Annotated in this window: 17 protein-coding genes and 2 pseudogenes; 12 read left to right on the top strand and 7 right to left on the bottom strand. The window is 43.8% G+C overall.

Features of this window, described 5'->3' with window-relative positions; all coding sequences use genetic code 11:
- A pseudogene (locus B853_RS22115) lies at window positions 1-617 on the top strand (aromatic amino acid transport family protein); the annotation flags it as partial.
- Between the two features lie 368 nt (window positions 618-985).
- On the opposite strand, the gene B853_RS22105 reads toward B853_RS22115, so the two are convergent.
- Window positions 986-1,354 carry a PilZ domain-containing protein gene (locus tag B853_RS22105; RefSeq protein ID WP_050568998.1) on the bottom strand — a complete coding sequence of 123 codons (369 nt, stop codon included), beginning with the start codon at window positions 1,352-1,354 and terminating at the stop codon, window positions 986-988.
- A gap of 605 nt (window positions 1,355-1,959) precedes the next feature.
- On the opposite strand from B853_RS22105, the gene B853_RS22100 reads away from it, so the two are divergent.
- The 4 genes from B853_RS22100 (at window position 1,960) to B853_RS22085 (ending at window position 6,291) form a co-directional block, all read left to right on the top strand.
- The gene (locus B853_RS22100) at window positions 1,960-3,459 is read left to right on the top strand and encodes a tetratricopeptide repeat-containing diguanylate cyclase (RefSeq protein ID WP_227741931.1); all 1,500 of its coding nucleotides are present in this window, start codon (window positions 1,960-1,962) and stop codon (window positions 3,457-3,459) included.
- Between the two features lie 3 nt (window positions 3,460-3,462).
- Window positions 3,463-3,798 (top strand): hypothetical protein, encoded by a 336-nt coding sequence (locus B853_RS22095; RefSeq protein ID WP_038886775.1) that lies wholly within the window; start codon window positions 3,463-3,465, stop codon window positions 3,796-3,798.
- A gap of 255 nt (window positions 3,799-4,053) precedes the next feature.
- On the top strand, window positions 4,054-5,832 hold the full coding sequence (locus B853_RS22090) for a S8 family peptidase (RefSeq protein ID WP_038886771.1): 1,779 nt from the start codon (window positions 4,054-4,056) through the stop codon (window positions 5,830-5,832).
- Between the two features lie 12 nt (window positions 5,833-5,844).
- Window positions 5,845-6,291, top strand: a complete 447-nt coding sequence (locus B853_RS22085) for a hypothetical protein (RefSeq protein ID WP_038886769.1) — start codon at window positions 5,845-5,847, stop codon at window positions 6,289-6,291.
- Window positions 6,292-6,397: 106 nt separating this feature from the next.
- Here the strand turns inward: B853_RS22085 and B853_RS22080 are convergent, their stop codons facing one another.
- From B853_RS22080 to B853_RS22065, 4 genes are all read right to left on the bottom strand, one after another.
- On the bottom strand, window positions 6,398-7,687 hold the full coding sequence (locus B853_RS22080; protein WP_038886767.1) for an alkaline phosphatase: 1,290 nt from the start codon (window positions 7,685-7,687) through the stop codon (window positions 6,398-6,400).
- 132 nt (window positions 7,688-7,819) lie between these two features.
- The gene (locus B853_RS22075; protein WP_038886766.1) at window positions 7,820-8,749 is read right to left on the bottom strand and encodes an SRPBCC family protein; all 930 of its coding nucleotides are present in this window, start codon (window positions 8,747-8,749) and stop codon (window positions 7,820-7,822) included.
- A 624-nt stretch (window positions 8,750-9,373) separates the two neighbouring features.
- Window positions 9,374-11,194: an SUMF1/EgtB/PvdO family nonheme iron enzyme gene (locus B853_RS22070; RefSeq protein WP_038886764.1), complete on the bottom strand. Its 1,821-nt coding sequence runs from the start codon at window positions 11,192-11,194 to the stop codon at window positions 9,374-9,376.
- A 90-nt stretch (window positions 11,195-11,284) separates the two neighbouring features.
- The gene (locus B853_RS22065) at window positions 11,285-12,397 is read right to left on the bottom strand and encodes a PEGA domain-containing protein (RefSeq protein ID WP_010452337.1); all 1,113 of its coding nucleotides are present in this window, start codon (window positions 12,395-12,397) and stop codon (window positions 11,285-11,287) included.
- A 370-nt stretch (window positions 12,398-12,767) separates the two neighbouring features.
- On the opposite strand from B853_RS22065, the gene B853_RS22060 reads away from it, so the two are divergent.
- Window positions 12,768-15,125 (top strand): fatty acid cis/trans isomerase, encoded by a 2,358-nt coding sequence (locus B853_RS22060; RefSeq protein ID WP_038886762.1) that lies wholly within the window; start codon window positions 12,768-12,770, stop codon window positions 15,123-15,125.
- An 18-nt stretch (window positions 15,126-15,143) separates the two neighbouring features.
- Window positions 15,144-15,335, top strand: coding sequence for a hypothetical protein (locus B853_RS22055; RefSeq protein ID WP_038886761.1), 192 nt, complete (start codon window positions 15,144-15,146; stop codon window positions 15,333-15,335).
- 119 nt (window positions 15,336-15,454) lie between these two features.
- Here the strand turns inward: B853_RS22055 and torS are convergent.
- A pseudogene (gene torS / locus B853_RS22050) lies at window positions 15,455-18,411 on the bottom strand (TMAO reductase system sensor histidine kinase/response regulator TorS).
- 88 nt (window positions 18,412-18,499) lie between these two features.
- Between torS and torT the strand changes: the two are divergent.
- Window positions 18,500-19,504: a TMAO reductase system periplasmic protein TorT gene (torT, locus tag B853_RS22045; RefSeq protein WP_038886757.1), complete on the top strand. Its 1,005-nt coding sequence runs from the start codon at window positions 18,500-18,502 to the stop codon at window positions 19,502-19,504.
- 69 nt (window positions 19,505-19,573) lie between these two features.
- Window positions 19,574-20,029 (top strand): methylglyoxal synthase, encoded by a 456-nt coding sequence (locus tag B853_RS22040; RefSeq protein ID WP_038886754.1) that lies wholly within the window; start codon window positions 19,574-19,576, stop codon window positions 20,027-20,029.
- Between the two features lie 51 nt (window positions 20,030-20,080).
- On the opposite strand, the gene helD is transcribed toward B853_RS22040, so the two are convergent.
- On the bottom strand, window positions 20,081-22,150 hold the full coding sequence (gene helD, locus B853_RS22035; RefSeq protein ID WP_038886749.1) for a DNA helicase IV: 2,070 nt from the start codon (window positions 22,148-22,150) through the stop codon (window positions 20,081-20,083).
- Between the two features lie 292 nt (window positions 22,151-22,442).
- Between helD and yccS the strand changes: the two genes are divergently transcribed.
- The 3 genes from yccS (at window position 22,443) to B853_RS22020 (ending at window position 25,354) form a co-directional block, all read left to right on the top strand.
- Window positions 22,443-24,596, top strand: a complete 2,154-nt coding sequence (gene yccS, locus B853_RS22030) for a YccS family putative transporter (protein ID WP_010452351.1) — start codon at window positions 22,443-22,445, stop codon at window positions 24,594-24,596.
- 191 nt (window positions 24,597-24,787) lie between these two features.
- Window positions 24,788-24,982: a hypothetical protein gene (locus B853_RS22025; RefSeq protein WP_010452353.1), complete on the top strand. Its 195-nt coding sequence runs from the start codon at window positions 24,788-24,790 to the stop codon at window positions 24,980-24,982.
- A 78-nt stretch (window positions 24,983-25,060) separates the two neighbouring features.
- Complete coding sequence (locus B853_RS22020) at window positions 25,061-25,354, top strand: hypothetical protein (RefSeq protein WP_010452355.1); 294 nt, start codon at window positions 25,061-25,063, stop codon at window positions 25,352-25,354.
- The last annotated feature ends 2 nt before the right edge of the window (window positions 25,355-25,356 follow it).

Raw genomic sequence — 25,356 nt, 5'->3', positions numbered from 1 at the left:
TTCTCATTTAGCCACGCAGCGGCGATCTCAAGTTTTGCAAACGTACACGCCGACATTACGGTGAAGGCGCCGATGTAAAATCAGAACTGATCTTACGCCGTACAAGTGTCATGCTGATCGCATTCGTGTTGCTGTTTGTCTTCTCATGCGTACTTGCTCTTTCCCCGGAGCAACTGGCAGAAGCAAAAGCACAAAACGTATCGGTATTGTCTTACTTAGCTAACGCGACGGAAAACCCATTCATTGCAACCTTAGGTCCGCTTGTTGCCTTCGTGGCAATTACTTCTTCATTCCTTGGGCACTTCCTTGGCGCACGCGAAAGCCTTAATGGTTTGATCTCTAAACATTCTGATATGCCAAAACGACGTGTTGATCACATTAGTGTTGTCGTACTGTTTGTATCGATTTGGATCGCAGCAATCATGAACCCTAGCATACTAGGCATGATGGAAGCTCTATCAGGTCCAGTCATTGCCATGATCTTATTTATTATGCCGATGTTAGCGGTATACAAAGTGAAAGGACTGCAGAAGTATCGTGGAAAAGCATCTACATACTTTGTACTAATGACAGGTATTGTTGCAGTAAGTGCGTTGGTTTTTAGCTTGTTGAGTTAAGAAAAGAGACTTAGGCGAGATTTTCAGGGGAATACCTTATTTTTTATTAAGGTAATTCCCTGAATTTTGCTATGGTTTTCTTGTCAGTGATGATTCGTTACTGTCTCATTGAATGAGAGTGAAAACACCTGCGATCATCAGAACTGAAGCAATACAAGTACGACCGATAATACCGAAGCGAGAAGGTTGAATCATTTCGTTGTGCATAGGCAATCTCCTTTTTGATGGGAACAGCCAGTTTTTCATGGCTTAATAACACTATGTACAAAAGCGACTTTCCACACAATACATACCTGTATTAAATATTTATGACAGTCAGATGAAATTTTAGATGTCGAATGACCTACTCGTTTAATCAGTTGAGTCTATCAAGTAATTTCTGGATAATTTGATCGCATAAAGCGTTGCTCATCGAGCATATTTTTGAAGCTCGGCCCCGCATCAAGTTTTACAATGACTTCCTTCTCTTCCATTCTTATTACGTGTCCGGCTAGTGATAATTCTGTATTGTCATGCAGAGAAAGTTCGCCTCTAACCTTGACTCCAACTGCGCCTAAAGAGTGGTGGGCTTTCAATAATCTTAAACCTCGCTCCGATAATTCACTCACTAAGTATCTAGTACCTGATATCAGTAGACTTGGTCTAGCGCAACTAGGGTACTGTAATCGGTAGTAAGCTCGTTGTTGTGTGGCTTTCCCTGCTATTGCCCCAGATAAAGACGTTGTGGATTTGAGCATAACCACCTCCTTATGTTGATGACTGCATCCATTCTAGAAGCGTTTTATATTTCCTCAGATTAACTACGCTCAAACTTGGTTGTTCTAACTACTGCAACTTACATACCACAAGTTAATTTTCAAGTAATGCAATCTTATAAATGCTATATTACCAATGTCTTTGCACCACTCTCGGTATTAGTCTCTTATAAATGCGTGTACTTTCTTTCTCAAAGCCCTGTTTAGCCATTCTAACTGCTTTTCTAGTGTCATTATCGCTTCCTTCTGCAGCAAAGGAAGGTAAAAAACACTCGTGTTACTTAATGCAGAATACGGCAGCTGAAGACCTGCCTACACTGCAGTTTTACTTTGAGTCGATCGGTAAACCAAGAGCAATCAAAAACACTGCTTTAGAGCAGCCTAAACGTACTTCCCCTCAGGCTCAAGCACTGTATTATTTCGCTCGTATCTACCTAGAACGATACGAAGGTGTTCCAATATCTGATCTGCCTGATATGGTGGCCTTTGGAAACAAGCACCAACTCCAATGGGTAGTCGCCGAAGCTAAACTGAACAAAGCGATAGAATACATAGAAGCGAATGATGTCTGGCAAGGGGAGTTGTTGTTGCACGATGTTATCAATATTAGCCGTGAAATTGGTTACAAGGCTCTCCAAGGCCGTGCCTACCGTTGGCTTGGCAACGCTGAAATTCATCGAGCACAGGTAAAAACTGGCATGAGGTATTATCGAACTGCCTTTGATTTACTTGACGATTCGCATTTTGAAATTCAAGTTGCAATGACCCTAAATAATATTGCTTCTGTATATATGGATACATCCGATTGGGTCCGAGCTGAAAACTACATCAATCAAGCAATCAGCACTTATCTTGATAAAGCCAACGACTTTGATAATAGCTTATTCCTTGGCATTCTTTACGCCAACAAAAGCGTCGTTGGCTTTGCCAAAAAAAAGTACTCCGAATCAGAATACTACTTTGAGCAAGCAGTAAAATTAAGTATGGAGACAGGGTCTGACAGCTTGAAGCATACATCTTTGGCGAACCTATCTCAGCTATTGAATGCGATGGGTAAACACGATGAGTCTTTAGAGCTCGCTCAGCAATGCTTAGATCTACCTACTAGCAGCCCTAAAAGTGGTGCAAAAGCTTCTTGTTATGAAGCTTTTTCTGAAACTTATATGGGCAAAAAACAGTTCGAGCTAGCAATTGTACATGCGAATAAAGCTCTCGAACAAATGTCTTTAACCTTAACTCCAGAGTCGCAAGAAAGAATTGGGATGCTTTTGGTACTCGTCAAAGCAAATCAAGCGCTAGGGCGGTATGAGAAAGCCTTCTATCAACTTTCTAAGCTCCGAAGCCTAGAAAAAGAGTATGCCAGCCATGTCAATGGCGAAGAGATGCTAGACATTAAATTTGAGTTAGAAGCTAAACTCGCCCAAAAAGAATTGAAGCTATTGGAAGCTCAAAATGATCTACAAGCATCTAAGTTACAAGCCCAGCGATACAGAGAAATTTTCTATTTCTTATCACTCATTGGTATCGCATCTTTAGGGATAAGGTATGTATCTCGAATCAAAAGAGTCAACCGAGAACTCGCTGAGCAAAACGTTATTGATCCTTTAACCCAAGTTCATAATCGTCGCTACTTACCCCATTGGTTGCGTAACATGGCCAACACCGCACCTGAGAGTATGTTTTCTTTAGCAGTCATTGATATCGACTATTTCAAACAGTTCAATGACACGTACGGTCATGATAAGGGAGATCAAATGCTGAAACATGTATCTTCTGTGATTAAGCGTTCGGTCCGATCTAAAGATTTACTTGCCCGCTGGGGAGGCGAGGAGTTTGTTTTAGTTTTTGAAGCCAAAAACATCGACGAATGTTCAAAAACTTTAGAAAGACTAAGGAAAGCAGTTGAAAACGAAAAGCTTAGCATTAATAGTTTAACCCTTAGCGCGACCATCTCGATTGGTGCGATAAAAACAATGAACGTCACTATGCTCAATACTAATTGGGATGACTGTTTTATGTTTGCCGACCAAGCGCTTTACGAAGCGAAACAAGCAGGAAGAAACCAATACAAAATCAATTCTGGTTAAATTATGAAAAAACATCTATTCGTCACGATCATCGCTAGTTTGTTAGTTAGCGCCTGCTCGAACCAACAAGCCGCTGAAATGGGCATGAGAGGCAGTAGTGTCAATGTGTACGCACAGCAAATGAGCAACATGCAACTATGTGAGACGTTGTTTTATAAACGCCAAACAAACCAGACATTGGCAGCAATTGGCTCTGAGTTCAACCGACGAGGCTTAAACAAAAAGTGGTGCGATAAAGAACGCAATAAGTGGTACATCGAAAAATGGGTCGATACGCTGATTACGAAGAAGGAAGAAAGCCACACTGAAAGCGAGGTTACGATACAACCTGCTATATGAGAACCTCACACCTTTAAGTAGCGAGAATAATCGCTACTTTTTTGCGACTTTTCACATCTCTTCCCCATATCCAATATCTAGAATCTTACGTTCTATCAACCCCTAAGCGTTATTACAACGCGATCCGTCGAAAAATGAAAGTAAAGAGAATGTAAACGGTTTTCGTTTCCATTCTAAGCCGCTAGCTTTGTTTAGACCTGTTTAAAGGAGTATCGAACAGGGACAAAAATTCCAAACAAAGACATGAGGTCACAAATGGAAACACGCATTAATCGCCTATTCGCTGCAATGTTAGCAGTAGGCCTTTCACCTGCCGTCTCGGCTTATGATCCGCTCTACTCTGAGCAATGGCACCTAGACAACACAGGCCAAACTGCGTTTGCAGCAAACCCTGCCGTTGCGGGTAATGACTTGAACACCAAACTGACACAAGCCATGGGCATTGCTGGTGTTGGTGTAAAAGTTGCCGTTATTGACTCTGGCGTACAGATCGATCACCCAGACCTTGCAGGTAACGTAGTCACAGGTAGCAGAAACTTCGTTGAAGACTCTTCATTCCCAGCCGATTACCCAGTTGATACAAATGGCCATGGTACCGCTGTAGCCGGCTTAATCAGCGCTGTTGGTAACAACGGTGAGGGCGTTCGCGGCGTAGCTTCTCGCTCTTCTCTAATGGGCTTTAACTGGCTCGCAAACCAAACGCTGGAAGGCTGGTTGATTTCTCACGGCGTGGACGCTGCAACCAGCGATGTTCGCGTTTTCAACCAAAGTTATGGTTTTAGCCCAATCTACCCTATTCCATTCGATGAGAACGATCCGCAGTTCAAGCTTGAAATGGATGTAATGAAAAACGTTAGCGAAGGTAATGCTTGGGGTCGTGGTGCTGTCTTCGTGAAATCTGCTGGTAACGGTTACCGCTACTTCAACACTGGTCGTTTCTTCGTGCTTCCTAGCGACTTCTTCGCAGGTGGTGGTAACAAAGGCCTACCAATGCATAACTCGGCACAGTCTTACGACAATGCGAGTTACTACAACCTTGTAACCAGCGCACTTCGTGCTGACGGAACTCGCGCCAGCTACTCATCAGTTGGTGCTAACGTGTGGGTCGCAGCACCAGCAGGTGAATACGGTCAAGACTTCCCAGCAATGGTAACGACAGATCTAGTAGGCTGTGAAGAAGGTCAAAACACCAGTGCAGATTTAGGTATTAACGGCCTGCACGGCGGTACTGAGCAAGATCCGAACTGTAACTACACCAGCACAATGAATGGTACGTCTTCAGCGGCGCCAAACACCTCTGGTGCAATTGCTGCGATTATGTCTACCAACCATGCGCTGAGCGCTCGTGATGTCCGTGCGTTACTGGCAGAAACAGCAAGCGTAACCGACAAAGACCACCCAGGTGTTCAACTTGAGTTCGTTAATAGCCAAGGAGACTTGGTAAGCTACGAAGCGATTTCACCATGGCAGAAAAACGCAGCTGGCGTTGACTTCCATACCTTCTACGGTTTTGGCGCAGTTAACCTAGATGAAGCAATGAAACTTGCTCGTATGACAAACAATGTTCTACCTGCACAAGTTATTACACCTTGGGCAAGCAATGCGACGGAAGTGAGTGTTCCAGACGCAAGCTTAGCGGGTGGCTCTTCAGCGATTGCTGTTACCGATGACATTACTGTTGAGTCAGTACAAGTGAAACTAACACTTGAACACTCGCGTCTACCAGATTTGGCAATTGAGCTGATTTCTCCATCAGGTACACGTTCAGTTCTGCAAACACCACGTAATGGTCTCGTTGGTCAATCTCTGGATTCAACAGTAGCGGGTTATGAAAACCAATTAATGCTTTCTAACCAATTCTACGGTGAAAACGCAAAAGGCGAATGGACACTACGAGCGATCGATACCAACGGCGATGAAGTGTTCTCATTCATTGCATATTTCAATTCTTCAGCTATCTATGATGTACCGATGGCTAACAACGCAAAACCAGGTGTTATCAAAAACTGGTCTATGCGTATCTTCGGTCACTAAGGAGTCATTCACATGAAATTTATGACATTTTCTATTCTGGCTCTATCGACAATGGCAACGGCTGTACAAGCAGAGCAACAATTAGCTCAGCAACCTACACCTGAACTGTTTGTCCCATCTGATGCCGTACAAATTAATGGTCAAGATTACCGAAAACTTTCTGTTGATAGCCTTGCCGAAGCGGCAGAGCTACACGCTGGTGATGAGGTGTTTAAGAATGCGTTTAGTAACGTATCTAAAGCAACGGGCCTTATCTTTGTTACGGTAAAAAACCCAGCCGATGCAAAGGCAGTAGCTAAAGAGCTCAAACTTGACGTCGTCTTTGCTCAAGGTGAATCAGCCGTGTTCAAAGCAGCCGAAGGCCAAGATCTTCTGAGCATTAGCGATTACCTAAATGCTGACAGTCGCGTAAAAGCGTCTAAAATTGAACTAAACAGCGGTAAATACCGTGCACAATAATTCTCTAACAAGAGAAGTTGGCCTATAAAAAATGCCTCAGCACATGCTGAGGCATTTTCTTTTCGCTTACGAGAAACGGACAGTTTAAATCTATTGAGTTGAGAGCCTACTGAATAAAGCTGATTAACTTCTTCGCGATATCAGTGTTATTTTGTGAACCAACAAACTTATCCGCACCTTGCCCATAAGCAAACACTTGGACGTCAACAGCGGTATGCCCTTTTGTCGTCCAACCGGTGTAGCTCTTCTCATTAATGATTGCTTTCACTTCCTTGTAGAGGGCTTTAGCTGGCTCTTCACTCAATTTGGCGTATGCCAGCTTTCGACCTTGATCTTTAGATAATGACCAATCAACCGACTCATTCCATGTCGCGATCATGTCGTGGGATTGCGCAAGAGACATCGCCAAAGGCCATACGGTTTTACGAACACCCTTAATCACCTCTGTGTCCCACTGATACTGCCCATTCGCACCAATTGTTAAGCCGCCAGTTGAGTGATCAGCGGTGATCACCAATAAAGTATCGGGGTGAGCATCGACATACGCTTTAGCCAATTCAATTGACTTAGCAAAATCATTCATCTCCGCCATCGCACACGCAATGTCGTTCGCATGCCCACACCAGTCGATCTGGCTACCTTCAATCATCACGAAGAAGCCATTGTCTTGACGTTGTAATAGAGAAAGCGCTTTGTTGGTCATCTCTTCTAGGCGAGTGGGATTTTCATCTAGTGCGAACGGAAATGCCTTATCCGCGAACAAGCCTAAGGCGGGTAAAGTTTGCAGTGCAGGAAGCTGAGCAAAGTCGGCAACGTATTGGTAGCCTTGCTGCTTGAACTCCTCAGCTAAATTACGGTCTTCACGCTCGAAATAACGAACACCACCGCCCAAGAGTAGATCGACTGGTAATTTCTCACCCACTTTATTGTCGATGTAATCATTGGCAATATCGTCATAGTTTCGGCGAGATTCATTATGAGCGGCAAAACTGGCTGGCGTTGCGTGGTTAATTTGTGATGTAGCCACCAAGCCAGTGGTCATGCCTTTCTCTTTCGCCATCTCTAGCATTGTTTTGATCGGCTTCTTATCCGTATCCACCGCAATAGCACCATTGTAGCTTTTGACACCGGTACTCAGCGCTGTAGCACTTGCTGCACTGTCAGTAACGTAAGTCGCATCATCAGGATACGTTTTCGCCATACCAACCAAAATAGAATCAAAAACCGTCGGCTCTATTTCATCTGTATTTGGATCATCGTGATAATAGCGATAAGCGGTCGTAAAGGCTGGCCCCATGCCATCACCGATCATATAAATAATGTTCTTCGGCGCGTCACCTGCGTAAGAATGGGTAGCCAAGAGGCTCGCGGTAATTAGGGAGTATTTAAGTCTCATATCTCATCCATGACATAATGCGATGGCACCATAAAGGCACACATCAACTTGAGTATCGTTCTAATTTGCAAACGAATACTATCATGCACTTAGGATGAAACATGGCGTTGCTTCATAGTTTTACAACACACATCATTTCTTGAACACAATCACTTCGGTCAACAAGTCTGCTTTGTCAGTGTCATTCGGGTTATTAAGGTAGCGTTCAATGCCCAACGGTTTGGTCTTCACTTTGATGCCATTGTGCCGAGTAAGATTCATCGCATACGACCATGCATTACCTAAAAATTGATATTCACCCTTGTGTTCCACTGCATAAGTTTCGCAAGTCGGAATAGTTCCAGCAACAAAATCCCCGGTCGCTACAACACTTTTTTGTACTGGTAAACATGTAATGAACTCGAAATAACCGCGTTTCATGTCCATCGAAAGGTAGTAACAGAACAACTCCCCTGTCACTGGCAACCTTTCTCGCTCTGCCATTTCGTACAGTCGCGCTACATGATCTTGCATGACGGGTCCCAGTTCTGGAATGGTTCCGGCTCCCATTAAGCCAATGTAGTTAATTTCATTTTGCTTGCGGGAACCGACATCGGTAAGTTGAGACAGCACTTGGCCCGTTTCCAGTTGACTTTTAAGCATACGCAAACCACGCTCATAATCCATTTCTATCATGGACTTAACCATAGTTTTAAAGAAGACGAGAAACCATGGAACACGTGATTGCATCTGCCACTCTACAGTACAACCATTAGAAGACGGCATGACAATAAAGGTAACTTTTGCGTGACTTTGAAAAGGGCGAAAGAAGTGTAACTCCATGTCTAGACGATATTCTTGGGTACTTTCTAGCACGATCGCACCTGTTCCGATACGCTTACCGTTCCACTGATACCCAGAGCCAACGACACCTTGTTCCTCACTGTAAGTGAGTTCGCATTCCGGTTCCATAATGATCCATGGCGACCAATCAGGCCAATGGGTAAAGTCTTTCAAATACTCGATGATGTCACTTTGTGTCTTTTCAATTTCGATACTTCGATTGACCTGATACGAGAGCATAACCACTCCTTGCAATTCACTTTGACTCTTTTGAGTCTAATCGATATCGAAGTTTTTTCTTGTTTCACTGACAGTTAGGCAGAAATAAAGACAGGACACAACTACCCATGCCGCGTGATTAAATGACGTAACCTCTAATGCAAATGGTTATGTCTTCAGTATGTTGTCACACCCTCAAATTTCTAATGTACAACGCACATAGTTTTAGCACACTATGAAGAGTCTTATAGGTAGAATGAAAGTCAAAGATCGCACAATGCCCAACATGATCAAAGCAAATATGCTGTGTTAGCTCAGAAGATTCCCTTTCAGAGAACCCAATACGGAATGCCCGAATCAACAACCTTAGCTAACAATGAAAGAAACCAACAAGTACCATGGTATAAGCTAAATTCGGTTGCACCCTATATTACTGTGCATCACTTTAAAGATGGGAAGCGTGATCCGTGCTCAACATTTCGCAACGATTTAACTCTTGTTATCATACCTGTTAGATGTAAAGCCAAAGTAAAATCAATGAGAGTAAAAAATATCAATCCGATGGTCAACAGGTTGAAATTTAGACTAAAACGGTAGAGCAACATCTGGTTTAAAAAGCCAATCACCATGGTTGCCCTATCCTTTTTATAGCTCTCTTAAAACCCTGAATCCAGCAAAGTTTGCAGCAGACGACGGTGAGATAAACAGTTGAGCTTCAGATTTTGCTTTATCCGCGGAGAAGCTCCATGCTCCACCCTTTAATATACCTTTCGGGTCGGCTGTCCACTCCCAAACATTACCTACCATATCGTACATGCCCAAATGGTTGGCTGCGAATGACTTAACAGGAGACGCACTTTGGTTTGACCAAGGTGTACCGCCCCAACCTGTGTTTGCTCTACCTACACCGAAATCACTGCCCCACCAGTACGCATCTGTAGAGCCTGCTCGACTGGCGATTTCCCACTCATCCTCAGAAGGTAGACGGTACTTGTAGCCTGTCTGCTTAGATAACCAATTAGCATAGGCATTAGCATCATTTTTACTCACACAAACCACTGGATAATCGGTATTTTGCTTGTAACCAGGTGACTGCCAATTGTTTCCTGCCACTGGCACAATCGTCGCTTCATCAATGGTTGTACAAATATGAGTCAACTCAGCGTCGGTTTTGTAACCCGTTGCTGTCACAAATGCGTTGAACTCTTCGACCGTCACTGGGGCAATCCCCAATGCAAATCCTTTAGACAGGGTAACCTGTTTTGCCGCATTTTCACCGACTAAAAAAGTACCAGCGGTAACCACAGACATTTCTGGTGCATTAGTGTTTTTATTGATGTAGTCGGCAAAAGTCTCCCCAGCCTTTGGTGCATTAGATTTTGCAACTAGGTTTGCACGGATTGTTTGATCCTGCCCAATGGTAAATTGGCGGCTAAATGATTTGTAACCCTCTTTCTCAATCGTAATTTGATGAGTGCCACCTGATAGCATCACCTCTATTGGCGTTGAGCCATAGCGAACACCATCAATTGTCACACGATCATCAAATTGACTAGAGCGAATCATCACCGTATGCCAAGCAATCTCGACACTTTGCGATTGCTCCTCTCCTAGTGATGGCGCAAAACAATACTTTGAATCAAGGTCTAACAACTTGCACGCAGCGTTATCGGCAGGCTTTGACGTCAGGCCCACTTTTAAAGTGGTTTTATACCTGTTCTGGTCAAAGAAACGTGACGCCCCCTCTGAGTACTCTGATACATGGATATTCAAAGATGCCGAAGCTTGATTTTGCAACACGATTTGCGATTCTGAAGTGTTGGATATGACATTTGATTTAAATTGCCCAACCGCTTTCTGAATCGCTAAGTTTAATGTTTGCTTCTTACACGCATCCAATGTCATGTCACTGGCACAGGTATTTACATAACTCACTGTCTCTGTACCGTTTTTTTGAATTTCTTCTCGAAGCAACGCAACTCGAGCTCGTTTTTTCTTCTCGCTTAACTCATGAATCGTCAACTCGACTTGATGTTGAATTGCTTTGGCTTCTGAAAGCTCGTTCTTGATTTCTTCCTGCTTCTGTTGCGATGCCAACAAATCTGACTGCGCTTTTTTAACGTCATTCCAAGCACTTTGGTAATGTTGCTGGCTAGGAGTAATATCAAGCTCTGGTTCATCAATCATCTTGGCATAATCCGCTGATAATTGTGATTTCGCTTTGGCTAGCTTCGTTTCCAAGCTGTTAATCTGCTTTGAGAGCCTGGAAGTCTCAGCAATTTGATTGTCAAATCGCGTTTGGATTTCAGAAACATGTTCCTTCGCATCCTGCAATTCTGAGTTTTTCTCAAACAACGTACTTTGAATAGCCGTTGGAGTCTGGCTAGGCTCAATTTGAGCGAGAGTTGGCAGTGATGCAAGTGAAGGGACCATCGCCAACACAAGAGCAGATAAACCGTAACGCATTGTTCCTACTTATATTTCTAGTTATGACGCAAAACGCCACTTCACCATATGTATGGTAAAGTGGCGATGATTCAATAGCTTTGAAGACTCTTAGCCTTTGCTGTTTTCGGCAAGCTTAACCCAAACCGTATCACGGTTGTTAAGGTAAATTTCACGATTGTAAGTTTCATAGCCTTGCTTGGATACCGTAACTTGGTGCTTACCTTTCGGCAGCATCAACTCAACGGGTGTGCTGCCATAGCTTACACCGTTAATCGTCACCGCATCACCATATTGATCAGAACGAACTGTCAAGTTAACCCAACTTTTAGGTGGCTGCTTCTTACTTGACGTTTTTGTTGTTGCTTGACCATTTAGACAGTAACGAGTTGATAGCCCCAGTAGCTTACATGCTGCCGTCGCTTCCGGTCTTGCCTGAAGTTGCGCTTGAATATGTGTCGCGTAATCACCGTTACCAGAGAAACCACTTTCAATTACTTGGCTTTCCTGTACGTAAATGTTCAGCTGAACTCCTTGCAAATTCTGACGTACAAGCTCTGATTCAGTTAAATCGTTGATCAACTTACCTTTAAAGGTATTCACCGCTTTTTGCTTTGTCAGGTACTGACCTTGACTACTACACTCGCCCAAAGTCATAGAAGGTGAACAGTTTGTTGTATAACGAGTCTCTAAAACGGCACTTTCTCTTAGCTCTGTTTCCAGACGCTTTACACGAGCATCAAAACGCGACTCTTGAAGGTTTGTGTACTCACTATTCATTCTAGCTAACTTATGCTTAAGCTGTGAAAGGCGAGATTCGGATTCTTCTATAGACTGGGTTAGCTTAAGCTGTTCTGTTTGATTATCTTTTACTGCGGCCCAACTCTCTTGGTACTGCTTTTGGAATGAGACAAGATCTGTATCAGGGTCTTCTAGCAAGCGGGAATACTGCTTATCAAGCGCTGACTTAGCACGGTTTCTTTTAGCCTCTAGCTCTTCACCCGCAGATGCCAAGCGCACTTTATCATTCTGTAATTGACGCAGTGCCGATTTTTGCTCGTCATACTTGGCGTCTAAATCTTGAATCTCTTGATGCTTAATTTCGATTTTTTGGTCAACAGCAGCAACAAGGTCTGGCTGAGCACCGTCTTGGGCTAGTACGTAAGTCGAACCCATAGAGCAAGCTAGCGCAATGGTAAGCGCTGAAACTGAACGTGTTTTCATAATTCCCTGCTAATGTAACGCGGCATCAAACTATACGCCGGGGTAATGGCAATTTACCCAATAGACAACTTATCTCTATTTTTATTTTTGAGCTTTATAGAGAAACCGAGGAGTGGTTAAAATTTGCACTTCAAATCCCCAAACCTATCAAGGCATTGTATAACAAAAAGAAATTTAAAATCCCCCACAAAGGTATGCTTAAATCACATTTCTGAGCTTTTTATTAATGGTAAATTAAGTAATTCACACAAACCTACCGCACGTAGTTTCACATTTAAATGATACATTCAAGCGCGAGTTTGGAATCAACCCTGCACAATTAAGCCACTTAGGTATAATAAACATACAATAACTAAAACCTTCAATATTCATGAGATATAAACATATTATTATTGTTAGCTTTGTGACTCTGTTTGCAGGCTGCGCAACCTATGCTGGATTGAACTACGATAGTTTGTTCGGTCCTGAACAAGTACGTGAACGAACCGCAACGATTGATAAACCACAAGCGGATTTCTTTCAACATGACGTCAAACCTATTGTTGATAATCGCTGTGTGGTTTGCCATGCCTGCTACGATGCCCCTTGCCAGCTCAAACTTTCTTCCGTAGAAGGCATAGACCGAGGAGCAAGCAAAGCTTTAGTATATGAAGGCACTCGCCTCACTGCCGCTGCCCCAACTCGTCTATTTGAAGATGCACAAACCACTCAGGAGTGGCGTGACGCTGGCTTCCATCCTGTGCTTAACGAACGTGAGCAGAGCATGGCGGCTAACATGGATGCCGGTCTAATTGCACGAATGCTGCAACAAAAGGAGCGACACCCTCTTCCCGACCAAGTTCAGCTAGAAGGCTTCGATTTTTCTATCGATCGTGAACAAACCTGTCCGACGATTGAAGAATACGCGCAATATGAGCAAGACAACCCAACATGGGGAATGCCTTTTGGTATGCCGAACTTGACTTCAGCGGAGTATCAAACATTGATGCTTTGGTTAAAGAACGGCGCGATCATGAACGCACATGTACCGTTGACTGAGCAACAACAAGCAGAAGTAGACAAGTACGAAGCGTTACTCAACAAGAGCTCTCGTAAGAATCAACTTGCTGCTCGCTACATCTACGAACATCTGTTTTTGTCTCACATATATTTCTCTGAATTAGAAGGAGAACAGCCTCGATTCTTTATATTAGTTCGCTCTGCGACGCCTCCCGGCGAACCTGTAAAACGCATTACCACACGTCGTCCATATGATGATCCCAAAGTGGAACGCGTTTACTACCGTATTATTCCAGAGCAAGGCACTATCGTGGATAAGACCCACATGCCGTTTGCCTTGAATAAACAACGCATTGAAAACTGGAAAAAGTGGTTCATTGATGCCGATTACAAAGTGGCACAGCTGCCAAGTTACGAGCCGGAAGTCGCTGCTAACCCGATGACTGCATTCATTGACCTACCAGTGAAATCTCGCTTCGAGTTCATGCTGGATAATGCGCAAAACACCATTATGGCTTACATCAAAGGTCCGGTGTGTCGCGGTCAATTAGCATTGAATGTAATTAACGACCGTTTCTGGGTGTTCTTCCTCGATCCAGACAAAGCGGATATTCCTGAGGTTAACGAGTTTTATCGCTCCCAAGCAGATAATTTGAAGCTTCCGGGCGAGTTAGAAAGCAATACCGTACCAGTAACAAACTGGGTGAAGTACTCACGCCAGCAAGCTCGTTACCTAGAGGCTAAATCAGACTTCATCAACAAATGGTTCAAAAACGGCGAGCATCTTTCTACGGATGTGATTTGGGATGGTAACGGCACCAATCCGAATGCAGCGCTAACGGTATTCCGTCACTTTGACAGCGCATCTGTCGTGCAGGGCTTAGTCGGAGAACAACCAAAGACAGCTTGGGTGCTGGACTATGCTCTACTTGAGCGAATTCACTACCTACTCGTTGCTGGGTTTGATGTTTATGGCAACTTTGGCCATCAGTTGATCACTCGTATGTTCATGGACTTCCTTCGTCTTGAAGGGGAAAGTAATTTTATTGCCCTATTGCCTGCCGATATGCGTCATCAAGAGCACTCAAGTTGGTACCAAGATCAACCACGTCAGCTGAGCGACTTCTTACAGCGTAATGTCGCGCCATTTAGCCAACCGACTAGCGTTGTGTACCATACTGACGACCCGAAATCCGAACTGCTCGACATCTTGCGCAAGCAGGTTTCACCTATCCTGTTACCACGTTATGACATTGTAGATACCGCGCTAACGGTAGAGAGTGAACAGCAGTTGGCAAGTATCAACCAAGTTCGTGGAGAGGGACTCCAAACTGTGCCGCCAATCACCATGCTGATGGTGCGCAGTAATTCAGGTCAAGATGAGCTGTTTACCCTGCTGCATAATAATGCACATATCAATATTTCTAGTTTGTTTGATGAAGAGAGTAACCGCGACTTCGCAAACGATGGTATGACCATCGTTCGAGGTGTTGTTGGCAGTTACCCAGCCGTATTTTTCTCGCTTAAAGAAAATCAGATAAAAGAATTTGTCGATAATTTCAGCAATCTTAAATCAGAGGACGAGTACGTTAAGTTGTTGGATAAGTTTGCGATTCGCCGCAGCTCTGACGAATTCTGGCCATTTAGCGATCGTTTGCATGATTGGTATCGTACAAAACAACCGATCGAATTTGGTTTACTTGACTATAATCGTTTTGAGAATCGATGATGATCTAAGGGGGTTCTCATGAGTATCCGAGATAACATTGCCGCTCTCGAGCAACAAATTTACGTTGCCTGCTCAGAGGGAGACTACGATACGGTCAATATGCTTGAGCACCAACTCGAATACTTACGTGGCAGAGTGGAACATCCATTGGACGATGATCCATACGCCATAGACACTCGGTTTGAGTGGGATGATAATTTGACCAAATAGAAAAAAACCTCCGGATTGAGCCGGAGGTTTTTATTTATATACTCAAGTAACCCCAACGCGCTTGACTACATACAGGTTGAATGCTGTTGTACTTTCGCTATTAAGCTAGGAATCCGAAGTTATTCTACCATAAGCTCATCAAGAGCGATGACTGACGCATTAACTTGCTGCTTCAACGCGTCACTAGTCTTTGCGTACGCTTCTAACGGCTCTGGTGCAATCTCGATAACTTGACAAGTATTCATCAACGCCGTCAAACCTAAGCTACCCGCGCTGCCTTTGAGCTTGTGAGCAAGGTCTTTTACCGCTCGGCTGTCTCCATTTTTATCAGAGGTCTCAAGTTGGCTCAATACATCCGCGCTCGTTTGTCTAAACAGATCGATAATGTGCAGCATTTTCTCTCTGCCCAAAATCTTCATATCAGACTGAATCACGTTAGGGTTAATGATAACCATCGTTGGCTCCTCTGCTATTGGGTCATCAAGGACCGTTTTTTCATTATTTTCTGTCGTTGTGTTCTGCTCGTGTTGAGCCACGCAATTTTGAGGAAGTAAGAGTTGTCTACCTTCCAGCATATCTTGAATCAGTGCCGCAAGCGCTTCTTTTTCCATGGGTTTAGGTAAGTAGCCGTCAAAACCTGCTGCCAAATAGCTTTCTACTTCTTCAGCAAAAACATGAGCAGAAACGGCCACCATTGGGGTTGGCACCAACGCTTTGTCGGCTGGTTTGTTTCTCTCAATACGTTTAAGGCGGTGGATTAAATCAGCACCGTTGCAATCTGGCAAGTTGATATCGACTAATGCAATGTCAAAATCATGCTTATCAATGATCTGTTCTGCGTCTAAGCCAGTCTCTGCCATCATAACTTCGTGCCCCATGCTTTCTAAGAACCTTCAGCAACGACACGATTGACCGGGTTATCTTCTACAACGAGTACTTTCGCACGGACTTTACAGCGCGCACTTGCAATAGACACTGTTTCTACAGGTTCACTTTCTTCTAATGGAATAGAGAACCAAAACCTACTGCCTTGCCCTTCATCCGAGTCTACATCCAAGCAGCCGCCCATCGCTTGAATAATCCGACGGCTGATCGCCAAGCCTAAACCTGTACCACCCGTTTGATTCAAGCCACCCTCCGCTTGAGTAAAAGCATCGAACAGTGTCTTCTGATCTTTCTTCGCTATACCTATCCCTGAATCAGAGACTTCAAACAGAACTTGGGATTCATCTTCAGGATTTAAGCTGACGTAAATATCAATCTCGCCTTCTTCGGTGAACTTAATCGCATTACCGACTAAATTGCTTAGAACTTGGTTAATGCGAGTTACATCTCCCTTCCAGTAACGGCCTACATCGCTCTCAATGTGGTAAGAGAAAAGAAGCTTCTTCTCTTGAGCCTTGCCGTTCATTAACTGGAAAGTGTCTTCAATCATTTGATGTAAATCGAAACCTAAACTGCGGATCTCCAAATGCCCTGCTTCAATTTTCGAGTAATCCAGTACGTCATTCAAAATCGCCAGCAGCGTTTTACCACTGCGGTTGATGATTTCGGCATAACGTTTCTGAATAGGATTCAAACCCGAATCAATCAATAATCGAGCCGTCCCCAACACACCGTTCATAGGTGTACGAATTTCATGACTCATTGTGGCTAAGAACGCCGATTTTGCTCGACTTGCTTGCTCAGCTTGCTTGCGGGCTTCCGCATGATTTAGCACTTCTTCATTCAGACGTCGGTTCGCTTGTTTCAACTGAGAGGTGCGATCTTCAACTAGCTCTTCAAGGTGCTCCTTATGCTCCTCTAAATCACGCTTTGCTTTCGCTTCACCTTCAGCGACGACTTTTAAAGCTTGTGCTGTGTTTCTTGCCGTAATAATCGCCTGCCCCATATGAGCCAGTTCATCTTTCCCTTTAACCTCTAACTCTACAGCCAGATTCCCTTGAGCGACAGACAACAGTGCCGCAGAGTATTCAGCCAAACGTTTTACGACCGAAACATAAACGACTCGCCATAAGATAAGCACCACGATAATAAGGCCAACGATAGAAATAACTGTAAGCGACCACTGAGCAAACTTCAGTGTGCTAGTGAGCTGATCAACCGCAACAGTAGTAGTTTGATTTGAGTCATCCACCAATTTGTTAACAGTGCTGTTTAGTTCCGAGAATAACTCCAACGTTTTGTGCATTAACTGCTGAGATTGGTCATTATTTTCATATTGTTGCATTAATATGGTGAACACAACCTGACGCTTACCCAGTTCAGTTAGAAGCTGGGCCATTTGCTTCGAACGAGTCGGGTCTTCAACAGCAAGTACGCGACGCTTCATTATCTTCAGATTATCTTCAAATGCATGCTGAACTTGCTGGATACGATCCATATTTGTTAGCGTACGGGCTTCTTCAATCTGATTGAGCATTTTAAAAGCCAACAAATGTAACTCGTGCAAACGTTCAGAGAGGTCTAGGTCCACTTCTACCAAAGCATCTAACGCTTGATAAACTTGTTGCTTCTTATTTGCCTCTAGCAAGTCGTAAATATGGGTGACATTCGCTACTGCAATCGTGCTTGTATTTTGCACTTGGGTACGTGTTAGTTGTTCTAACTCCTCACTCAATAAGCGCATTTCCTCAACACGAGTTTCTATTTCCTTAGCGAGCCAAAGCTTGCGTTCTACCGAGACACCAAGATCTGCCAAGTTATTGATGACATTTTGAACATTCGTCTCTAACTTTTCTAAAAGACCCGCGTCGAAAGACTCCCCTCCCAGCTCTTTAATATGGGAAAGTAGTGATTCAAGCTGTTCAAAAAGTACCTTTCCTGCTTCTTTACGCTCTTTTTCATTTTGTGCATTAGAAAGCATTTGAACAGAAGAAATGATACGCGTACTCAGCTCAGAAACCTGACGAGCCTCAATCATTGCAGGGATAGCGGCATCTACGACATTACGTTCAGTTTTGGCTACCAAAGAAAACCCTGACACCCCAATTAACGCAGATGCCATCACCAACATCGCCATCGCAATAAAAGACAAAAGTAACTTGCGACCGATGCTCGCTGTTGCTAGCAACATATATTCCTTACCTTAATGTTCGTGTTCGGCGTTAGTTTACGTTATATTTTGCAGTGTTTACTTAATCTATGCCAACGAACTTCATTTCATGGTTATAAATCAGCGCTTAATTCGCACAATTTTCGGACATTCTGCCTTAACACTGTCACTTTTCGCTTCAGTGCCAACGTTCGCAGCTGAAAAAATATGTGCCATTTATCCACATTTAAAGGACTCATACTGGCTATCAGTAAACTATGGAATGGTTTCCGAAGCGGAAAAACTCGGTGTCGACTTACGTGTACTTGAGGCAGGCGGTTATCCAAATAAGTCTCGCCAGGAACAACAATTAGCCCTATGCACCCAATGGGGTGCAGACGCTATTATTCTGGGTACTGTCGATCCGCAAGCTTACGAACACAACCTAAAATCATGGGTAGGTAACACTCCCGTATTTGCGACAGTCAACGAACTCAAGCTAGATGACGAGCAAAGCAAACTTTTAAAAGGTGTTGTTGGGGTTGACTGGTATTGGATGGGTTACAAGTCCGGGAAATTCTTAGCTCAGCGTCATCCTAAGGGTAGCGGTCAAACCAATATCGCTTTGTTATTAGGCCCAAAAACTCGCGGAGGCACAAAGCCCGTTACCGAGGGTTTCTATGAAGCCATTAAGGGTAGCGACATCCATGTTGTTGATAGCTTCTGGGCTGACAACGATAAAGAACTACAGCGAAACATTGTTCAACGTGTTATTGACATGGGTGACATTGACTACATTGTTGGAAGTGCCGTGGCTATTGAGGCTGCAATTAGTGAGTTACGTAGTGCACAAAAGACAGATGAAATTGGCTTAGTGTCTGTTTATTTGAGTCATGGTGTCTATCGAGGGCTACTTCGAGATAAAGTATTGTTCGCTCCTACCGACAAGATGGTCGAGCAAGGCCGTTTATCTTTGATTCAAGCTGCAAGCTATTTACGAAACCAATCGTACGAAAAACAAGCTAGCCCTAAGATAAAAGCACTGACCCCAAAGACCCTTCATGACGAAACAATTGAAGAATCGTTATCTCCGTCAGAGTATAGGCCGACATTCAGCGTTAAAGCGGTTGAATGAAGATCGAAAAACGTGTTCTATAAGTAACAACAAATTACACAGAATAAAATCGATAACGGAAATAACTTGATGCAAAAAACGATTCGCACCATGCCTACCCACAAGCATATTGCATTGGTTGCACATGACAACTACAAACCTGAACTTCTACGCTGGGTGAAACAGAACAAAGATAAGTTACAGGGACATTTTCTCTACGCGACTGGCACAACAGGCCATATGTTAAGTAAAGAAACTGGCCTTGCAATCAAAAGCATGATCAGTGGCCCGATGGGAGGAGACCAACAGCTTGGCGCTCTGATCTCAGAAGGGAAAATCGATATGCTTATTTTCTTCTGGGATCCACTTAATGCTGTACCACATGACCCAGATGTAAAAGCACTCCTGCGTATTGCAAGTGTCTGGAACATCCCTGTTGCAACCAACAGAGCAACAGCAAAGTTCTTGTTTGAGTCTCCACTACTTAATCAAGAAGTAGAAGTGGAAGTCCCTGATTACGATGCCTATTTAGCGGAACGTACTTAATTTGCCCTTACCGTGAGAATAGAGAGGGCGAACAATCGCTTCGCCTTCATTCTATTGCATACTTGCAACCGGGTAATCTCCGTTTACCAATTCTTGAACAAAACCAGAACCCGCACCAGTATGAGTAATCCATACCTTTTCTTTTGCTCGTGTTAACGCAACATAGAACAAGCGGCGTTCTTCTGCATATGGGAACTTGTCTTTTGATTCACAAAGTGCACCGTCGATATGCACTTGCTTCTTCTTAGCAGGAAACTGTCCTTCATCGACCGAGAGAATGATAACAAAGTCTGCTTCCCTCCCCTTGCTCGCATGACAAGTCATAAAGCGAACATCAAGATTTGGAAAACGCTTCAACCAATCATCGTATAGATCTGGCTTATGGTAATGGTTACGTCCCAACAACAGCACAGATTTGGTTTTCTTCGCTTGTTGATTAAGTTGATCAAGAATCTTCTCAACTTGATTACTCGGTGTAGTATGCACACTCTTCTGCTTACGTTGCTTATGACTATTAAGTGTCTTCGGCAACTGAGATGGGTTCTCTTGCACAAAAGTATTCGCCACATCACCAATTTGGTTGTTAAAGCGATAGGTCGTATCTAGGTGATGCACTGTCGAATGAATGAAGCGGTCTTGGAAGCCTGTCGTCAAGTCAACATCTGCTCCGGCAAACTGATAAATCGCCTGCCAGTCATCTCCGACAGCAAACAAGGTCGCACCGGCTTGCTTTTGTGTTGACTCACACAAGGCTTCAATCAGAGCCAAACGATCAGGGGAAATATCTTGGTATTCATCCACCATGATAAAGCGCCAAGGTGATATATATTTACCTTTGCTCACGTAGTCGGTTGCACGACTGATCATGGTTGGAAAATCAACGTGATTAGTCTCTTTCAGCATCTTTTGCCACGCACTAAAACATGGCCAACACAGCGCCAACTCACTGTTTAAACGCGTGTAGTCTTGATGATTAACCAGCCTCTCTTGCACTTGCTTCTTGGTAAGACCAACCGCCGCAAGCTGTGACAGTTGTTGATCTAGCCAAGCGATAAGTTTTGGGTTTTCTGAGTGACTGCCTAACTCATCGTCACCTTTCAAATAAGCGATCGGCCATTTGTCCAAGTGCTTTTGCCAACGCTTAAAGTTAGTCGGAGTCATCCAGTGTTTCTTGAGCCAATCGATGCACCATGCTGTACGTTGATTGTCATCCAATGCGAGCGGGCTGATCTCTACAGGTTGCGGCTCAACTTGATTTAGAATGCGCAAACCAAGTTGATGGAAAGTATTGACGCGTACGCCTTCTGCAGCCAATCCCACTTTGTCGACCAAACGACCTTTCATCTCTGTTGCAGCATCACGGCCAAACGCGAGCATCAATAGTTCTTCAGCTTGAGCTTGGTGGCTTTGCAGCAAATACGCCACACGTGCCGTCAGTACGCTTGTTTTACCTGACCCAGCCCCAGCTAAAACAAGGTTATGATCATCGTTAAGCAGTACTGCATGCTGCTGCGAAAGATTCAACGGTGAAGACTCAATACGGCTAAATAGCACTTCCCAATTTGGGCGTTCATTCTCCAGCCACTCATGATTTCGTTTGCTCAATGTGTTAGAAGTGTCAGAAAGCCATGGTTCAATCTCTGCCATACGATTTGGCATACGCATTTTCGCTTCTGCCAAGCTGGTCTTGATTTCAACGAGCTCAGAATTAAGTTGTTCGACCCAATTTTGCACTTTCGAATGCGGTAGATAAGCAGGTAAATGCTGAAGTTGATACAATTCATCTTCCCACTTAGGAAGGTATTCTGCGAGCTTACGGCACTGATTATTGTGCCACTCTTGATATTTTCTAACCGCCTCGACGGCAAACTTGCGACACTGCGGCCACGGCAAACCTTGCACTAACCAGCTCTGTTGCATGCTATCTTGTTCATGAGCGAAGAACTGAAGCGAGCTCCAAAGTAGACCACGTTTAACGCTAACTTTGCCATTCCAAATCGTAAAGGGTATGTGTTCTTCACTGCCCACTGAACTCAATAAAACACTGTTTTCTTTTATTTCTACCTGGTAATACTCATTTTGAATAAAAAACTGTGCTTTATTGGAGGCAGTAAGCTGCATGAAAGGTGCGCCTTTTAGTATAGAAGTTTTCGTTTTATATCATTTTAGACGCTCAAATTGTAGCGATGGATGAAGTACAAATCGCCTTCTGTCTGTATTCTTAATTAAAAATCACATTACTGTAGAATTTGTATACACGTATCACTTCTTCTTCGACAACCAACACGTTAAGTCAATGACTATTCTGTTGATTTCCTGACCATGTGACGTTTTTTATTAAAATAGGTCATAAACACGTTATAGTGAGTTTGTTAGAATTCTCTCGTTTTCCACCGGCAACGAAAGGCGCATTGTGCAAGCTGCTTTAAAATTACGCCTCTATTGGGCAAACAAAACCATTAATTACAGCATTCTGATTTTAATTACCTTGTTAGGGGTAGTGATTCCTGCTTGGTACTTCGATCAAAATGTACTAATAACTCCCCTTATATTGGGTGTTATTGCAGCCGCATTGGCGGAAAGTGATGATAGCTTCACTGGTAGGATTAAAGCACTAATTCTTACCTTTATTTGTTTTGCTGTCGCCGCATTCTCTATTGAGATTCTGTTCAATACACCTTGGGCGTTTGCTGTTGGTCTGTTTGTGTCAACCTTTGGCTTTATTATGCTTGGCGCTATTGGCCCCAAATACGCAAGCATTGCATTTGGTTCACTACTGATAGCTATCTACGCCATGCTCGGAGCGCATGAAAGTACCAACATTTGGTTCCAACCATTACTGCTATTGACAGGTGCTGCATGGTATTACTTTATGTCCATGATTTGGCAAATATTCTGGCCCCTTCAGCCAGTTCAACAAAGCCTTGCAACTGTGTTTTTACAAATTGCCAACTACCTAGACGCTAAAGCAAAGCTATTTCACCCGGTCACGAACCTGACGCCACAGCCAATGCGAATTGAGGCTGCAAAACTCAATGCAGCAACAGTAAATGCACTCAATGCGTGTAAAGCCACGTTATTAAGCCGCTCTAAGCGTGGACACATTGACGGCCCGAGTGACCGATTCTTGAACATCTATTTTATTGCACAAGATATCCATGAGCGCGTCAGTTCAAGCCACTATCGCTATCAAGACTTAGCCACAGAATTCGAACGTTCAGATGTATTGTTCCGCTTTAAATACTTACTGGAATCACAAGCTCAAGCTTGTCGTGATATTGCTCATGCTATTCGATTAGGAAACGAATACACCCACACAGACCAATCTATTTTGGCATTGGCGGAGTTACAAAACTCATTAGGGTATTTGGAAGAGCAGCAACAAAGCCACTGGAAGCGTTTGTTGGCTCAACTTACCTACCTCTTCAACAACCTTGCGACGGTAGAGAAACAGTTAAGCAATATCAACAACCCTGATGCAGAACGTTTAGAAGAAGACGTGCTTGATGACACCAACCCACACACGTTAAAAGCGATGTGGCAACGTATTGCAGCCAACCTACATAAAGACTCAATGCTGTTTCGCCATGCGCTGCGCATGTCGATAGCACTGACCGTAGGCTATGGAATTATTCAAGCCTTCGATATTGACCGTGGCTACTGGATTTTGCTCACCACGCTGTTCGTGTGCCAGCCTAACTACAGTGCAACGCGACAAAAACTGACAGCGCGTGTGATAGGCACATTAGCAGGCTTACTAATTGGTGTTCCGCTTCTCACCTTTTTTCCTTCACAAGAAAGCCAGTTAGTATTCATCGTGCTATCAGGCGTGATGTTCTTCGCCTTCCGCATCAACAACTACGGCTACGCTACAGGCTTCATTACCTTGCTGGTACTTTTCTTGTTCAACCAGTTAGGCGAAGGCTATGCAGTTGTACTCCCTCGACTCGCAGATACGCTGATTGGCTGTGTGCTAGCGGTGGGGGCAGTTTTAGTTGTTCTACCAGATTGGCAATCGAAACGCCTACACAAAGTGATGTCAGACGCGATAGATGCAAACAAACAATACCTTGGTCAGATCATTGGTCAGTATCGTATTGGTAAAAAGGATAACCTCAGTTACCGAATCGCCCGTCGTCAGGCTCACAATAACGACGCCAATCTTTCTTCTGCCATCAGTACGATGCTGGCAGAGCCGGGTAAATATCGAACAGCTGTGGATGAAAGCTTCCGATTCTTAACGCTTAATCATGCAATGCTCAGCTACATCTCCGCACTTGGTGCGCACCGTACGAGAATTGAAGACGAGGCAATCCATCAATTGGTGCTCGATGCTCACCGCTGCATCCACCAGCACTTAGACGTTCTTCATCAGCAGTTACATCAACATTGTGAAGAGTGTGATTTGTCATCAATTGACGACTCCAACTTGGAACAACGCCTGAATGAATGGCGCGATGAAGATGACCACTCAGCTCGAATGGTGCTGCAGCAATTACATCTTATCTACCGGATGCTACCTGAACTACATTCTCTCGCCTCCAAGTTTGCAGTCAGAGCAAACTAAAACAGCAAATCCTGCGCCAGAAATATTCTGGCGCTTGTAAGTCATTGATGCCCTGAAAAGTCAGAAAATTCTTACCTTCTGCTTACGTCACCTGACAATTTTCGGACAATAAATCACCGTTCAAAATCTACTCTCAAAATCATTAGACGTGTAATCAACTCCACCTAGCCACTATGACAAAGGGGTTAAACATGGCAGTGATAAAGACGAGAGAGATAAAAGAGATGACGACTCAACAATTTAATGAGCTGATGGATAAACTGGATCTACTAAACTCAAATCAATTGAAAACCTTAAAGAGCCAGATTAATCACCAACTGGATAAGACTAGCTCACCAGTACTATCCAGCGAAGAAAAAGACATGTTGTCAAAGCTCTTTGTCTAATTGGCGATAGAGGTCAACATTGCAAATTAGCCCCTACCCAACTATGCTTCATATAGCATATTAAGTGATGGAGGCGGTATGCCAGTATCAGGGATTAGTACCGGTAACCAGATGATTCAGCTCTCTCAAAAGATGGCTGAGCAAGCCGTGCAGGAAATACAACAACCTGAACTTGCATTAGATGAAACTCTCAGCTTCAACAAAGTTGAATCACTTAACACCCTAATTGACTCAACCCTTCCCCCTCCTTCAAACGATGCTATCGACCCTTTAGTATCACTTATCCAAGCCTCGACTTATAACCGCATCGGTGCGTCAGTTGTTGAAAAAAATAATGAAGTAATCGGCAGTTTGCTCGATATTCATGTTTAAAG

Source organism: Vibrio rotiferianus CAIM 577 = LMG 21460 (genome assembly GCF_002741985.1).
GTDB classification, from domain to species: domain Bacteria; phylum Pseudomonadota; class Gammaproteobacteria; order Enterobacterales; family Vibrionaceae; genus Vibrio; species Vibrio rotiferianus.
This window is presented reverse-complemented; position numbering and strand designations above follow the sequence as displayed.